14 protein-coding genes are annotated in these 13059 nt (G+C 66.8%); 10 read left to right on the forward strand and 4 right to left on the reverse strand.

What is annotated here, in order from left to right; translation table 11 throughout:
* Window positions 1-12: 12 nt before the first annotated feature.
* From C8J39_RS00955 to C8J39_RS00985, 7 genes are all read left to right on the forward strand, one after another.
* Complete coding sequence (locus C8J39_RS00955) at window positions 13-1374, forward strand: protein adenylyltransferase SelO family protein (protein ID WP_120298961.1); 1362 nt, start codon at window positions 13-15, stop codon at window positions 1372-1374.
* A 168-nt stretch (window positions 1375-1542) separates the two neighbouring features.
* On the forward strand, window positions 1543-2955 hold the full coding sequence (astD, locus tag C8J39_RS00960; RefSeq protein ID WP_120298962.1) for a succinylglutamate-semialdehyde dehydrogenase: 1413 nt from the start codon (window positions 1543-1545) through the stop codon (window positions 2953-2955).
* Between the two features lie 84 nt (window positions 2956-3039).
* Window positions 3040-3831 carry a uroporphyrinogen-III C-methyltransferase gene (cobA, locus tag C8J39_RS00965; protein WP_120298963.1) on the forward strand — a complete coding sequence of 264 codons (792 nt, stop codon included), beginning with the start codon at window positions 3040-3042 and terminating at the stop codon, window positions 3829-3831.
* Window positions 3828-4124: a DUF2849 domain-containing protein gene (locus C8J39_RS00970; protein WP_107955139.1), complete on the forward strand. Its 297-nt coding sequence runs from the start codon at window positions 3828-3830 to the stop codon at window positions 4122-4124. The genes cobA and C8J39_RS00970 overlap by 4 nt, the downstream gene beginning before the upstream one ends.
* A 1-nt stretch (window position 4125) precedes the next feature.
* The gene (locus C8J39_RS00975; protein ID WP_120298964.1) at window positions 4126-5778 is read left to right on the forward strand and encodes a nitrite/sulfite reductase; all 1653 of its coding nucleotides are present in this window, start codon (window positions 4126-4128) and stop codon (window positions 5776-5778) included.
* Window positions 5775-6203 (forward strand): DUF934 domain-containing protein, encoded by a 429-nt coding sequence (locus C8J39_RS00980; RefSeq protein WP_056063055.1) that lies wholly within the window; start codon window positions 5775-5777, stop codon window positions 6201-6203. Before C8J39_RS00975 ends, C8J39_RS00980 begins: the two co-directional genes overlap by 4 nt.
* The gene (locus tag C8J39_RS00985) at window positions 6196-6948 is read left to right on the forward strand and encodes a phosphoadenylyl-sulfate reductase (RefSeq protein ID WP_120298965.1); all 753 of its coding nucleotides are present in this window, start codon (window positions 6196-6198) and stop codon (window positions 6946-6948) included. The genes C8J39_RS00980 and C8J39_RS00985 overlap by 8 nt, the downstream gene beginning before the upstream one ends.
* Before the next feature lie 163 nt (window positions 6949-7111).
* Here the strand turns inward: C8J39_RS00985 and C8J39_RS00990 are convergent, their stop codons facing one another.
* Window positions 7112-8602 (reverse strand): replicative DNA helicase, encoded by a 1491-nt coding sequence (locus tag C8J39_RS00990; protein ID WP_056063049.1) that lies wholly within the window; start codon window positions 8600-8602, stop codon window positions 7112-7114.
* Between the two features lie 98 nt (window positions 8603-8700).
* On the opposite strand from C8J39_RS00990, the gene C8J39_RS00995 reads away from it, so the two are divergent.
* From C8J39_RS00995 to C8J39_RS01005, 3 genes are read left to right on the forward strand one after another with little or no spacing between them, the layout of a single operon-like run.
* Window positions 8701-9183: a UPF0262 family protein gene (locus C8J39_RS00995; protein ID WP_056050677.1), complete on the forward strand. Its 483-nt coding sequence runs from the start codon at window positions 8701-8703 to the stop codon at window positions 9181-9183.
* Window positions 9184-9190: 7 nt separating this feature from the next.
* On the forward strand, window positions 9191-9868 hold the full coding sequence (locus C8J39_RS01000; RefSeq protein WP_056063040.1) for a glycoside hydrolase family 25 protein: 678 nt from the start codon (window positions 9191-9193) through the stop codon (window positions 9866-9868).
* Window positions 9865-10314, forward strand: a complete 450-nt coding sequence (locus C8J39_RS01005; RefSeq protein WP_056063037.1) for a cytidine deaminase — start codon at window positions 9865-9867, stop codon at window positions 10312-10314. Before C8J39_RS01000 ends, C8J39_RS01005 begins: the two co-directional genes overlap by 4 nt.
* Here C8J39_RS01005 and C8J39_RS01010 read toward each other — a convergent pair.
* The 3 genes from C8J39_RS01010 to C8J39_RS01020 all read right to left on the reverse strand — a co-directional run bounded on the left by C8J39_RS01010 (window position 10311) and on the right by C8J39_RS01020 (window position 13051).
* Complete coding sequence (locus tag C8J39_RS01010) at window positions 10311-11015, reverse strand: HPP family protein (protein WP_056063035.1); 705 nt, start codon at window positions 11013-11015, stop codon at window positions 10311-10313. The two genes, C8J39_RS01005 and C8J39_RS01010, sit on opposite strands and share 4 nt — an antisense overlap.
* Window positions 11016-11099: 84 nt before the next feature.
* Window positions 11100-11936 carry a protein-glutamate O-methyltransferase CheR gene (locus C8J39_RS01015; protein WP_120298966.1) on the reverse strand — a complete coding sequence of 279 codons (837 nt, stop codon included), beginning with the start codon at window positions 11934-11936 and terminating at the stop codon, window positions 11100-11102.
* Entirely contained in the window at window positions 11933-13051 is a 1119-nt protein-coding gene (locus C8J39_RS01020; protein ID WP_243649675.1) for a chemotaxis protein CheB, read from the reverse strand. Before C8J39_RS01020 ends, C8J39_RS01015 begins: the two co-directional genes overlap by 4 nt.
* Window positions 13052-13059: the final 8 nt, after the last annotated feature.

The following is a 13059-nucleotide window of genomic DNA, read 5'->3' on the forward strand; positions in this document are numbered from 1 at the left end:
CCATATCGCCGCATGCCTATCTCCCCGCAAGCCTATCGCCCCGAAGCAAAGCTCCTCGACCTCGGCGACGGCTTTTTCGATCCTGTCGCGCCTGCGGACTTCCCCGAGACGCGAACCCGCTTCCGCAACGATCGCGCCGCCGCGCAAATCGGTGTCGACGCGCTCACCGACGACGAATGGACTCGCCATTTCGGCCGGTTCGAGCCGCTCCCCGGCACACTCCCCCAGCCGTTCGCGCTCCGCTACCACGGCCATCAGTTCCGCAACTACAACCCCGATCTCGGCGACGGCCGCGGCTTCACCTTCGCGCAGATGCGGGATGACCGAGGCCGGTTGATGGACCTAGGTACCAAGGGATCCGGCCAGACGCCGTGGAGCCGCGCGGGTGACGGCCGCCTCACCCTCAAGGGCGGTGTCCGCGAGATTCTCGCGACCGAGATGCTCGACGCACTCAACGTCCCCACTTCGCGCACGCTGTCGCTAATCGAGACCGGCGAAGAACTTCAACGCGGCGATGAGCCTAGCCCGACGCGCTCGGCGGTCCTCGTCCGCCTCAACCACAGCCACGTCCGCATCGGCAGCTTCCAGCGCCTCGCCTACCACCGCGACGAAGCAGCTTTACGCAAGCTCGTCGGCTACACGCTGCGCAACCTCTACGACGAGGACAGCGAAGACCCGGTCCGCCTGCTCGACCTCGTCGTCGGCCGCACCGCGCGTCTCGCCGCACGCTACATGGCGGCGGGCTTCGTCCACGGCGTGCTAAATTCGGACAATATCAACGTCACCGGGGAGAGCTTCGACTACGGCCCGTGGCGGTTCGCCCCGACCTGGGACCCGGCCTTCACCGCCGCCTATTTCGACCACCAGGGGCTCTACGCGTTCGGTCGCCAGCCCGAGGCGATCCACTGGGACGTGATGCAACTCGCCGTCGCGCTCCGCCAGATCGCCGAGAGCGATCCGCTGGTGGCGGCGCTCGACCAGTTCGGTCCGCGCTACCAGCCCGAAGTCACGCAGGCGATCCTCTGGCGCCTCGGCGTCCGCCCGCGCGATCCGGACATCGACCGCGACCTCGTCCAGGCGACCGAACGCGCGCTCCGTACCTCCGGCGTCGGGATCGACCGGTTCTTCTTCGACGCGTTCGGTGGGGATCTGCCCGACACCTACGGCGAACCCTGGACCGAAGTCCGCGCGGCACTCGCGTCCTACGAACCCCGGAAAGATCGCTCGCACCCCTATTGGTCGGGCGACCCATGCAGCATGCTCATCGACGAGGTCGAAGCGATTTGGGCCCCGATCGCCGAGCACGACGACTGGGCCGCACTGAACGCCAAGGTCGCCGCCATACGCGAAATGGGCGAAGCACTGGCCGAGTAATCTCCCCCCTCCCTGGAAGGGAGGGGTCGGGGGTGGGTCGGTCGGCCTGAGCCGCGAGCGTCTGAACCCATGGAACCCCACCCACCCCCAGCCCCTCCCTTTCAGGGAGGGGAGCAAAACGGCGCCACCCAGTGGAAACTCGCCGCAAATCAAGGCAAGAGCGGCACCATGTCCGACGAGATCATCTCCTACGAGCCAGCCACCGGTGCGGTCCTCTGGCGCCACCCGATCGGCGACGTCGACGCCGAAGTCGCCTGCGCGCGTGCCGGCTGGTCGAGTTGGGCGTCGAAACCGCTCGCCTTCCGGATCGAGACGATGCGGCGCTTCGCCAACATCGTCCGCCAGCGCAACGACGCGTTCACCGACCTGATCGCACGCGAGACCGGCAAGCCGATCTGGGAAGCGCGCGGCGAGGTCGAGACGGTCATCGCCAAGGTCGACATCTCGGTCAGCGCCTATGCCGATCGCACCGCACAGCGCCGTCTCGAAGCGACGATGGGATCGCGGATCGCCGTCCGCCACAAGCCGCACGGCGTGCTGGCCGTGCTCGGGCCGTACAACTTCCCGGCGCACCTGCCCAACGGCCACATTGTCCCCGCGCTGATTGCCGGCAACGCGGTGGTCTTCAAGCCATCCGAAAAGACCCCCGCCGTCGGCGCGTTCCTCGTCGAATGCTTCCGCGCCGCCGGCGTACCGCCCGAGTGCATTCGCCTCGTCATTGGTGGCCCCAACGAAGGCAAGGCACTCGCCGCGCATCCTGACATCGACGGGCTGCTGTTCACCGGCTCGGCGCGCACCGGCCTCGCGCTTAACCGCGCGTTCGCCGACAAGCCTGAGAAGATCCTCGCGCTGGAGATGGGCGGCAACAATCCGATCGTCGTCTGGGACGCGCCCGACCTGCACACCGCGGCCGTGCTCATCATCCAGTCCGCCTTCACCACTGCCGGCCAGCGCTGCACCGCGGCCCGCCGGCTGATCATCGACACGAAGCTGTACGACCCGCTGGTCGCCACGCTCGACAAGATGGTCGGACGGATCATCGTCGGCGAGCCGCACGCCAACCCCGCTCCGTTCATGGGCCCTGTGATCGACAACGAAGCCGCCGAGCAGCTGACCGAAAGCTTCCTCGAACTGCTCACACGCGGCGGCCGCCCGATCCGTCACCTCGAACGCCCGGTCGCGGACCTGCCGTTCCTGAAACCCGCGCTGATCGACGTCACCGACATTGCCGACCGCCCCGATATCGAGCTGTTCGGCCCGATCCTCCAGGTCGTTCGCGTCGACGATTTCGACGCCGCGATCGCTGAGGCGAACAACACGCGTTACGGCCTGTCCGCCTCGCTGATCAGCCAGACGCCCGCACTGTACGACCGCTTCTGGGCGAACATCCGCGCCGGCATCGTCAACTGGAACAAGCCGACCAATGGAGCCTCGTCGGGCGCGCCGTTCGGCGGCATCGGCTGGTCGGGCAACCACCGCCCGAGCGCCTATTACGCAGCCGATTACTGCGCCTACCCGGTCGTCAGCAGCGAATCCGAAAGCGCCCGAGCGAGCATCGGCATCGGCTTGGCCGACGGCTAACCGACCGCCACGGAAAGCAATCCTACCTCCCGCCAAAGCATCATTCGGTTGCAGCGCAGCGCCCATCCGCCCATCTCCGATCGCATGGCAAGCCTCCTAGACCCCACCGCCCGCGGGCGCGTCATCCTCGTCGGGGCGGGCCCGGGCGATCCCGGGCTCCTCACCGTCCGCGCGGTCGAGGCGCTGAAGACCGCCGATGTCGTCGTGCATGACGGGCTGATCGACCCGCGCGTGCTCGATATCGCGCCACCCTCCGCCCAGCGCATCTCGGTCGCCAAGCAGCGCGCGCGCCACACGCTGCCGCAGGAGGCGATCAACGCGCTGATCATCGCGCACGTGAAGACCGGCGCGATCGTCATCCGCTTGAAGGGAGGCGACCCGTTCGTATTCGGTCGCGGCGGCGAGGAAGTCGAGGCGGTCCGCGCCGCCGGCCTGCCCGTCGAGGTGATCCCCGGCGTCTCGGCCGCACTAGGCTGTGCCGCCGAAGCGATGCTGCCGCTGACCCACCGCGATCATTCGAGCGCAGTCAGCTTTGTCGCGGGCCAGTGCAAAGGCTTGACCGAACAGGACTGGGCCGGGCTCGCCGGGCAGGGTCGCACGCTGGTCATCTACATGGGCATCGCTACCGCAACCGAGATCGCCGACAAACTGATGGCCGACGGCGTCGCACCCGACATGCCCGTCGCGGTGCTCGAACGCGGTACGCTCAAAGGAAGCCGGGCGATCCGCACGCTACTCGCCGATCTCGGCGCCATGGTGGCGCGTGAGGCGGTGAAAAGCCCGGCGATCATCGTCGTCGGAGAAGTCGTCGAACTGTCGGACGCCGAAGACAAACTCGCCCGCTGGGCCCGCGTAGCAGAGGACGCCGCCGCATGAAGCTGTTGACCGGAAACGACCTTCCCACCGGCGATGTCGTCTGGTGGACCGGCAATGGCTGGTCGCGCCATATCGAGGATGCAGCCGACGTCGGCGTCGCGGGCGAAGCGATCCTCCAGGCTGAGGAAGGCGCGCGCCGCGTCAACGTGCCGTATCTGATCGAGGCGACGCAGACCGACGAAGGCCCCCGCCCCGCCCACATCAAGGACCGCATCCGCGCGCTTGGCCCGACGATGCGGCCCGACCTGACCCTCAAACCCGCCGACCCCAACGCCGGCAGCTGGGTAATCTGATATGTATAAATACGACGAATACGACCAGGCGATCGTCGACCAGCGCGTCGACGAGTTCCGCGATCAGGTCCGCCGCCGCCTCTCAGGTGAGCTTACCGAGGACCAGTTCAAGCCGCTCCGGCTGATGAACGGGCTGTACCTCCAGCTACACGCGTACATGCTGCGCGTGGCGGTGCCGTACGGGACGCTCGACGGCCGCCAGATGCGCATGCTCGGCCACATCGCGCGGAAGTACGATCGCGGCTACGGCCACTTCACCACGCGGCAGAACATCCAGTTCAACTGGATCCAGCTCGACCAGACCCCGGACATCCTCCAGGAACTGGCGACGGTCGAAATGCATGCCATCCAGACCAGCGGCAACTGCATCCGCAACATCAGTTCCGACCAGTTCGCCGGCGCCGCCGCGGACGAGGTCGCCGACCCGCGCCCCTGGGCCGAGCTGATCCGCCAATGGTCGACGTTCCATCCCGAGTTCACGTACCTCCCGCGGAAGTTCAAGATCTGCGTGATCGCGGCGGACGAGGATCGCGCGGCGATGCGCCTCCACGATATCGGCATCGGTCTTCACGTCCGCGACGGTAAGCTCGGCGCGAAGATCTTCGTCGGCGGCGGCATGGGCCGCACGCCGATGATCAGCCACGAAATCCGCGACTTCGTCCCCGCCGACGACCTCATGAGCTATCTCGAGGCGTGCCTGCGCGTCTACAATCGCTACGGCCGCCGCGACAACATCTACAAGGCGCGGATCAAGATCCTGCTCCACGAGATCGGCCCCGACGAATACCGCCGCCAAGTCGAGGAGGAGTTCACCGCGGTGAAGGGCCTCGGCCTCGATCCCCCGCGGGCCGAGCTTGAGCGCATCACGAGCCACTTCGGCGCGCCGGAGTTCGACGCCAACGCATCGGCCGATATCGATCGCAGCGATCCCGACTTCGCGGTCTGGCTCGACCAGAACGTGAAGGCGCACAAGCAGCCGGGCTATGCGATCGTCAACATCAGCCTCAAGCCGATCGGCGGCATCCCCGGCGACGCGTCGGCGGACCAGATCGACGTGATGGCCGATCTCGGCACGCGCTACAGCTTCGACGAACTGCGCGTGACGCATGCGCAGAACATCGTCCTGCCGCACGTCCGCATCGCCGATCTGCACGCGGTGTGGTCGGCGCTCAACGACGCGGGTCTGGCCGAGGCCAATCTCGACCTGATCAGCGACATCATCGCCTGCCCCGGTCTCGACTATTGCAGCCTCGCCAATGCACGCTCGATCCCGCTCGCACAGAAGATCGCAACGCGCTTCGGCAGTCTCGATCGGCAACGCGACCTGGGCGAACTGAAGCTCAAGATCAGCGGCTGCATCAATGCGTGCGGGCACCACCATGCCGGCCACATCGGCATCCTCGGCGTCGACAAGAAGGGCACCGAGAATTACCAGCTGTCGCTCGGTGGCTCGGGCGCAGAGGACGTCAGCCTCGCGAAGATCACGGGGCCTGGTTTCTCGGAGGACGGCGTGGTCGACGCGATCGAGCGCGTCACCGACCGGTATCTCGAAGTCCGCGAGACCGGCGAGCGCTTCCTCGACACCTACCGCCGCGTCGGCTTCGAGACGTTCAAGCAGGCGATCTACAGCCCCGTCGAGGGAGACGCACAATGAGCGATACCCTGCTTCGCTTCCGCGACGACGAGCCGCATGACGAGCCCGCGGTGACGCTCGATTCGTTCATCGGCCAGAGCAACGCGGCGGCCGTCCGCCTGGAAGCGGGCGACGACGCCCGCGCGCTGTTGCCGCAGATCGACCAGCTTGCGCTGATCGAGGTAAGCTTCCCTGGGTACCGCGATGGCCGTGGCTATTCGTCCGCGCGAATCCTTCGCGAGGCGGGCTATACCGGCGAACTGCGCGCACAGGGCGACGTGCTGGTCGATCAGATTCCGTTGATGCGGCGTTGTGGGTTCGACAGCTTCGCACCGCAGGCGCCGATCGACATCGACGTGCTGCGCGCCAGTTTGGAGCGCTACGACACGCCGTACCAGAAGGCGGCGGACGGCGCGGTGCCGGTGTGGAAGCTGCGCCATGGGTGAGCCCGCGCGCCAACTCGACATGATCGACGTCACGCCGGCGTTCACGCGCGCCGATGCGATGGCGATGCAGGAGCGGTTCGAAGGCGTCTCCGCGCAGGAGATGCTGTTCGAACTGCTGGTCGGCGAGTTGCGCGGGCGGATTGCGGCGGTGTCGTCGTTCGGCGCGGAGTCGGCGGTGCTGCTGCACATGGTCGCGCAGGTCGATGTCGACGTGCCGGTGGTGTTTACCAACACGCAGAAGATGTTTGGCGAGACGCTGGCGTATCGTGATGAGCTGGCGGAGAAATTGGGGTTCACCGATCTTCGGGTGTTCCGGCCGGACCCGCGGTTGCTCGCGATCAAGGACAAGACGGGGTTGCGGTGGTCGTACGATCCGGATGGATGCTGCGACCTGCGCAAGGTTGAGCCGTTGCGGCGGGCGCTGGCGCCGTTCGATGCTTGGATTTCGGGGCGAAAGGGGTTTCAGTCCGGGACCCGTACTGCTCTCCCCCGCTTCGAAGAGGACGAGGGGCGGTTGAAGATCAACCCGCTTGCGGATTGGGACAAGGCCAAGCTCGACGCCTATTTCGCCGAGCATGAGTTGCCGCGGCATCCGCTCGAGGCGCAAGGCTATCTCTCGATCGGCTGTGCGCCTTGCACGACCAAGGTCGCCCCCGGCGAAGACCCACGTACGGGGCGCTGGCGGAGTTTCGACAAGGTCGAATGCGGCATCCACGCCCCCACCGATTACGACCCGATGATTTGATCCAATTCCCTCGCCCCTACGGGGAGAGGGAGGGAGGAGCCACTTGGCGACGGAAGGGAGAGGGGCGTTGGGATTCAGGTCCCTAGCCTCACTCCCCTCTCCCTTCCCACGGCAAGGGCCGTGGGCCCCTTCCCTCTCCCCGGAGGGGCGAGGGAAAAGCGGATCAATACTCGGCTAGATCCGAGAACTTGGTGATCGTCGGATCGAACTTCATCCGGACCTTGCCGGTCGCACCGTGGCGCTGCTTGGCGATGATCAGCTCCGCCAAACCGTAGACCCGCTCCATCTCCGCCGCCCAGGACGCGTGGTCTTCAAAAATCTTTGAGCTGTCCCCTTCCGCCGGCCGCTTGGGCTCCTTCGACGCGACGTAGTAATCCTCGCGGTACACGAACCAGACCATGTCGGCGTCCTGCTCGATCGACCCCGATTCACGAAGATCCGACAGCATCGGCGTCTTGTCCTCACGCGATTCCACCGCACGCGACAGCTGCGACAGCGCCAGCACTGGGACATTGAGGTCCTTCGCCAACGTCTTCAATCCGCGCGAAATCTCGGAGATTTCCTGGACGCGGTTGCCGTCCTTGCTCTTGCCCGAGCCCGACAGCAGCTGGAGGTAATCGACCACGACAAGGCCGATCTCGTTGTTGTGGCGGCGCTGCAACCGGCGGACGCGCGTGTGCAGCGCGCCGATCGAGAGACCGCCGGTGTCGTCGATAAACAGCGGCAAATTCTCCAGCTCCGCCGCGGCTGCGGCGAGCTGCGCGAACTCGGTGCGGCTGATCTTACCCATGCGGAGCGATTCGGACGAGATTTGCGACTGCTCGGCGAGAATACGCGTCGCGAGCTGATCCGCGGACATTTCCAGCGAGAAGAACGCGACCTTCGCGCCGACCGAGTCCTTCGGCGCAATCCCGTCGGCCATGTCGCGCATCCAGCGCCGCGCGGCGTTAAACGCGATGTTGGTCGCGAGGGAGGTCTTGCCCATGCCCGGACGACCGGCGAGGATCATCAGATCGCTGTGATGCATGCCGCCGATCTTGGCGTTGATCGAATCGATGCCGGTGGTAACGCCCGACAAATTGCCGCCCGAGTTCAGCGCGCGCTCGGCCATCTTGACCGCCGCGGTCGTCGCCTGCGCGAACGACTTCACCGTGTTTTCGGAGCCCCCATCCGCCGCGACCTTGAACAGCTCCTCCTCGGCGAGTTCGATCTGCGCACGCGGATTAACCTCCTCGGAGGTGTCCATCGCGCGATCGACCAGCGTCCGCCCGACCGACACGAGCGCACGGAGCATCGCAAGGTCATAGATCTGCTGCGCGAACTGGCGCGCGCCGATCAGGCCTGCACCGCTGCCGGTCAGCCCGGCCAGATACGCCGGCCCGCCGAGCTCGCGCATGCCCTCGTCCGCATCGAACATCGGCCGCAGCGTCACCGGCGTCACGAGCATGTCATTGCCACGCAGCGTCTTGATCGCCGCAAAGATGCGCCCGTGGACGGGCTCGAAGAAATGCCCCGGTTCGAGCTTGTCGACCAGATCGTCGGCGAGCCGGTTGTCGATCATCATCGCGCCGAGCATCGCGGCCTCGGCCTCGACGTTGCGGGGAAGCTGCTGCGGCTCGGCCACGGCGGGAACGGGGAATGCGAGAGTTGCCATCCCCTGCACCTACGCGATGCATGGGTCCTCGTCCAAGCTATCGCGCCGGAATGCTGGGGATAAGTGACAGGGCGAATGTCCCCCGCTATCGAACGCGGATGGCCGACCCGCGGATCATCGACGTGCAACTCGACGAGACCAGTCTCGGCTGGCGCTCGCCCGACGTCGAGCAGGAACGCCGGATCGCGATCTTCGACCTGATCGAGGGCAATCACTTCGCCCCGCAGCGGGCCTATGCCGATGGATATGCCGGGCCGTACAAGATCAAGCTTCAGTCGGAGGAAGGGCGCCTCGGCATCCACATCCACCGCGAAGACGACACGCATCTTGAGACTTTGGTGCTCGCGCTCGGGCGCTTTCGCCGACCGATCCGCGACTATTTCGCGATCTGCGACAGCTATTACCAGGCGATCCGGCAGTCCTCCCCGGCGCAGATCGAGACGGTCGACATGGCCCGCCGGGGCGTCCACAACGAGGCCGCCGAGCTGCTCAAGGAGCGTCTCGACGGCAAGATCGAGGTCGATTTCGACACTGCGCGACGGCTGTTCACGCTGATCTGCGTCCTCCACATCCGCAACTAGAAGACCCATGGCTCACGCACTTTTGAAATTCGCGGCCGCGCTGGCCGCGACCGGCTTCGTCGGTATCTGCGGCTGGACCGCCGCGACCGGCTGGCACCCCGACGTCAAACACTACCCATTGCAGGGCATCGACCTTGCCGAGAACCCCGGCCCGGTCGAATGGGGCACGGTACGCGCGAGCGGCGCCGACTTCGCCTACATCGTCGCGACGTCGGGTACCGACCGCCGCGATGCGGCGTTCGAGGCGAACTGGGCGGCACTGCCCGACGCCGGCCTGCGCCGCGGCGCGGTCCACGTCTATTCGCTGTGTCAGCGCGCGGACGAGCAGGCGAACGCGTTCAACACCTTCGTGCCGCGGACGTCCGACGCGTTGCCGACCGCGGTCGACATCGCGTTCCACGACGACTGCACCGCACGGCCGGATCGCGCGACGCTGATCGCCGACATCGCGCAGTTCGTGACGATGGTCGAGACGCACACGCGGCAGCCCGTGATGCTGCGGATCAGCAAGGCGGTAGATTCGAAATATACGCTGTCGGACGCCGTCCCGCGGCCGCTATGGGCGGTGGAGAATATCCTCAAGCCCGACTACACCGCGCGACCGTGGCGGATGTGGCGCGCGAGCGATTTCCGCCGCATCGACGGGATCGAGGGACCGGTGAACTGGGACGTGGTGGCATCATGAACGAACAAGCAACGCAACTCGTGGCGGCAGCGCGCGACGCCTCGCGCAATGCGCACGCGCCGTATTCGCGGTTTGCGGTCGGTGCGGCCGTGCTGCTCGACGACGGCACGGTGATCACCGGCGCGAACTTCGAGAATGCGAGCTACGGCCTGTCGCTGTGCGCAGAAACGGTCGCGATCGCCACCGCGAGCGCTGCGGGTCGGCTGCGCGATATCGTCGCGATCGGCGTGATCGGCGGCGCGATGGATGTTGAGGGTCGGGCCACCGGAACATCGCCGGTCAGCCCGTGCGGTCGCTGCCGCCAGGTCATCAATGAAGCGGCACAGATGGGCGGGCGTGACTTGCCGGTGCATTGCGGCGCGGCGGAAGGTGATGCGATCCGGACCTACACGGTTTCGGAATTGCTGCCCGACGCATTCGGTCCGGCGGACCTTGGGGTCAGCTAAGTCGCGCGGCCCAGAGGACCGCCGCCGACACTTTGCGTACGCCGGTGCGCTGCGTGATATTCGACACGGCCGAACAACAGGTCGAGATCCTCGCGGCTGACGTCGAGCGTTTCGCCGAGATCGGCAAGCGCCTTGTCGAGATCCTCGGCCCGAAGCGCGGCTTCGATCGGCGCGGGCACGACGGTGGGAACACGGTGCGGATAGCTGTGGCCTGAAAACCGGTGGAACAGGATTCCGCACGCGGTCAGTATGATAGCGTTCAGCGCGATCGGGACGAGCACGAACGCGAAGCCCGCATCGGCGACCGCCGGGCCGCCGACGACCGCGGTCAACGCGACCGCACCGGCGGGCGGATGCAGCGACCGGGTCAGCGACATCATCAGGATCGCCACGCCGACCGCGATCGGGGCGGCGAGTTCGGGCGCCGGTACGAGTATCCTGACGGCGACCCCGACCAGCGCGGCGATGATATTGCCGCCGATCACCGGCCAGGGCTGCGCCAGGGGGCTCGCCGGGACCGCGAATACGAGCACCGCGGCGGCCCCCATCGGTGCGGCGATCAGCAGGAACGTTCCGTGCGGGTGAACGAACGTCGCGCTGATTACGCTGGTCAGGCCGATGCCGAGCAGCGCGCCCAGGCAAGCCCAGAGCCGATCCTTGAGATTTCCGCCTGCCAGAATGGGATCGAAGAGTTTGCGCATGCGAGACACCCGGCGGACGATGCACGGTCCATATGGCGAGATCGCCGGCAAGTCACGATGGCCAGCCGCTCGGGAGGTGGAGGATTACCCCTGTGCGGGCATTTCGTAGAAGCCGCGGAAACGCTTGCTCGGCGCGAACGAACTGGTCTGGCCGATGACGGTTTCGCCGGCCCCCATCACCAGCACGCCGCTCGGTTTCATTGCCCTGGCGATCTTCGGGAACACCTCGGCCTTTGTGTCTGCGGACAGGTACAACAGCACGTTGCGGCACAAGACGACGTCGAACTGTCCGCGCGGCGGTGGGTCTGATACCAGGTTCATCCGGCGGAAGGCGACCATCCCAAGCAGGTCGGGCTTCGCCACCCAGTCGCTGCCGGTCGTGTCGAACCAGCGGATCATGCGACGCACCGGCAGGCCGCGCTGGATCTCGAACTGCGAGAAGCGACCGGATCGCGCGCGGGCGACGGCAGCATCGGATACGTCGGTGGCGACGATCTCGGGCATGGGCATGCCACTCGTCTCGCGCCGTTCGGCGAACTGCATCGCGAGCGAGAGCGGCTCCTGTCCGGTCGAACAGCCTGCGCACCAGATCCGCGCGCGACGACCGTCACGCTCGGCGTCGGCGACCGCCTCGGCGAGCATCTCGAATACCTGCGCGTCGCGGAAGAACGACGTCTCCTGATTGACGAGGGCATCGACGATCGAGTCGCCGATCGAACGGTCGCTTCCCTGCAGCAACTGGGTCACCAACTGGTCGAGCGTATCGAGCTTGCGCGCGCGCAACAGCGGTTTCAGCGCGGTGTCGAGCCGCCATGAGCGATAGGCGGCGATCTGTTGACCGGTACGCGCCTCGAGCAACGCGGTGAGGACGTTGATCGTCGCCTGCGACGCAGCGGGTGCGGGAACGGCGCGGGACGTCATGGTCGGCGTCGCGTCGCTGCGAGGCGACCGATCGCGTCGGGGGCCAGCACGGCGTCGGCGATGCCCGAGGCGGCGATCGCACCCGGCATGCCCCACACCACCGAGCTTTGCTGATCCTGCACGACGACGCACCCGCCGCTGTCGTGGACGCGCCGTGCCCCCTCCGCGCCGTCGCGCCCCATCCCGCTAAGCACGACCGCGAGCAGACGCGCCCCATAGACGTCGGCGAGCGAGGCGAGCATCGGGTCAACGGACGGCATGCACCCACTCGGCGCAGCCTCGTGCGTCAGGCGGAAGGCAGCGCCGCCTTCGGACAGCTTCACGGCTTTGAGATGCGCGTCGCCGGGTGCGATGATGATCCGGCCCGGACGGATCCGCATCCGATCGACCGCGACGTCGCACGGGCGTCCGGCAAGCCCGGCGATCTGCGCGGCGAAATACGGCATGAACGACGCCGGCAGATGCTGGGTGATGACGATCGGCAGGCGGAACACGGCGGGCATCTGACCGAACATCTGGCTCAGCGCGTGAATGCCGCCGGTCGAGGCACCGACCGCGACGATGTCATAGTCGTCGCTGGTCGCGACCCGGCGGATCGGCAGCGGATTGTCCTTGGGCGGCGTCGGCACGGCTGGTGAGCACACGACCAGCGCAGGTGGCATCTGCGCCGGATACTCACAAAGCATCTCGAGCTTGTTGACCAGAGCCGAACCGAACCGCGTCGACAGGGCACTCGTCGACGGCTTGGTCAGCGTCTCAGCCGCGCCGAGCGCCATCGCGCGGACCGCGGTCGCGCCGCCCTCGTCCGCGCTGGACGACACGATCAGGACCTTCGCGCCCTGCCCCGCTGCGATCAGGTCGGGCAATGCGCTGAGCCCGTCGATCCCCGGCATCTCGATATCGAGCAGGATGAAGTCGACCGTCACGCGATCCAGGAATGCCAAGGCCGCAGCGACGTTGCCGACCGCGCCGACGACCGAGAACCGGTCGCTCGCATCGATCAGCCGAGCGATCACCGCGCGGACGACCACCGAATCATCGACGATCAAGACCCGGGCGGAGTCGAGCCCGTCGCGGTCCGCATGCCGCTCGGCAGAGTGGGTCCGGGTCGTCACGGCCAGGC

It is taken from the genome of Sphingomonas sp. PP-CC-1A-547 (genome assembly GCF_003610375.1).
Taxonomy (GTDB): Bacteria; Pseudomonadota; Alphaproteobacteria; order Sphingomonadales; family Sphingomonadaceae; genus Sphingomonas.

What these genes read in the sequence shown, in the direction of transcription:
- C8J39_RS00985 (WP_120298965.1), top strand. Translation starts at nt 6,196, where the DNA reads ATGGGTGAGCCCGCGCGCCAACTCGACATGATCGACGTCACGCCGGCG.
- C8J39_RS00975 (WP_120298964.1), top strand. Translation starts at nt 4,126, where the DNA reads ATGTATAAATACGACGAATACGACCAGGCGATCGTCGACCAGCGCGTC.
- C8J39_RS00995 (WP_056050677.1), top strand. Translation starts at nt 8,701, where the DNA reads ATGGCCGACCCGCGGATCATCGACGTGCAACTCGACGAGACCAGTCTC.
- C8J39_RS01000 (WP_056063040.1), top strand. Translation starts at nt 9,191, where the DNA reads ATGGCTCACGCACTTTTGAAATTCGCGGCCGCGCTGGCCGCGACCGGC.
- C8J39_RS00955 (WP_120298961.1), top strand. Translation starts at nt 13, where the DNA reads ATGCCTATCTCCCCGCAAGCCTATCGCCCCGAAGCAAAGCTCCTCGAC.
- cobA (WP_120298963.1), top strand. Translation starts at nt 3,040, where the DNA reads ATGGCAAGCCTCCTAGACCCCACCGCCCGCGGGCGCGTCATCCTCGTC.
- C8J39_RS01005 (WP_056063037.1), top strand. Translation starts at nt 9,865, where the DNA reads ATGAACGAACAAGCAACGCAACTCGTGGCGGCAGCGCGCGACGCCTCG.
- C8J39_RS01015 (WP_120298966.1), bottom strand. Translation starts at nt 11,936, where the DNA reads ATGACGTCCCGCGCCGTTCCCGCACCCGCTGCGTCGCAGGCGACGATC.
- C8J39_RS00980 (WP_056063055.1), top strand. Translation starts at nt 5,775, where the DNA reads ATGAGCGATACCCTGCTTCGCTTCCGCGACGACGAGCCGCATGACGAG.
- astD (WP_120298962.1), top strand. Translation starts at nt 1,543, where the DNA reads ATGTCCGACGAGATCATCTCCTACGAGCCAGCCACCGGTGCGGTCCTC.
- C8J39_RS01010 (WP_056063035.1), bottom strand. Translation starts at nt 11,015, where the DNA reads ATGCGCAAACTCTTCGATCCCATTCTGGCAGGCGGAAATCTCAAGGAT.
- C8J39_RS00990 (WP_056063049.1), bottom strand. Translation starts at nt 8,602, where the DNA reads ATGGCAACTCTCGCATTCCCCGTTCCCGCCGTGGCCGAGCCGCAGCAG.
- C8J39_RS00970 (WP_107955139.1), top strand. Translation starts at nt 3,828, where the DNA reads ATGAAGCTGTTGACCGGAAACGACCTTCCCACCGGCGATGTCGTCTGG.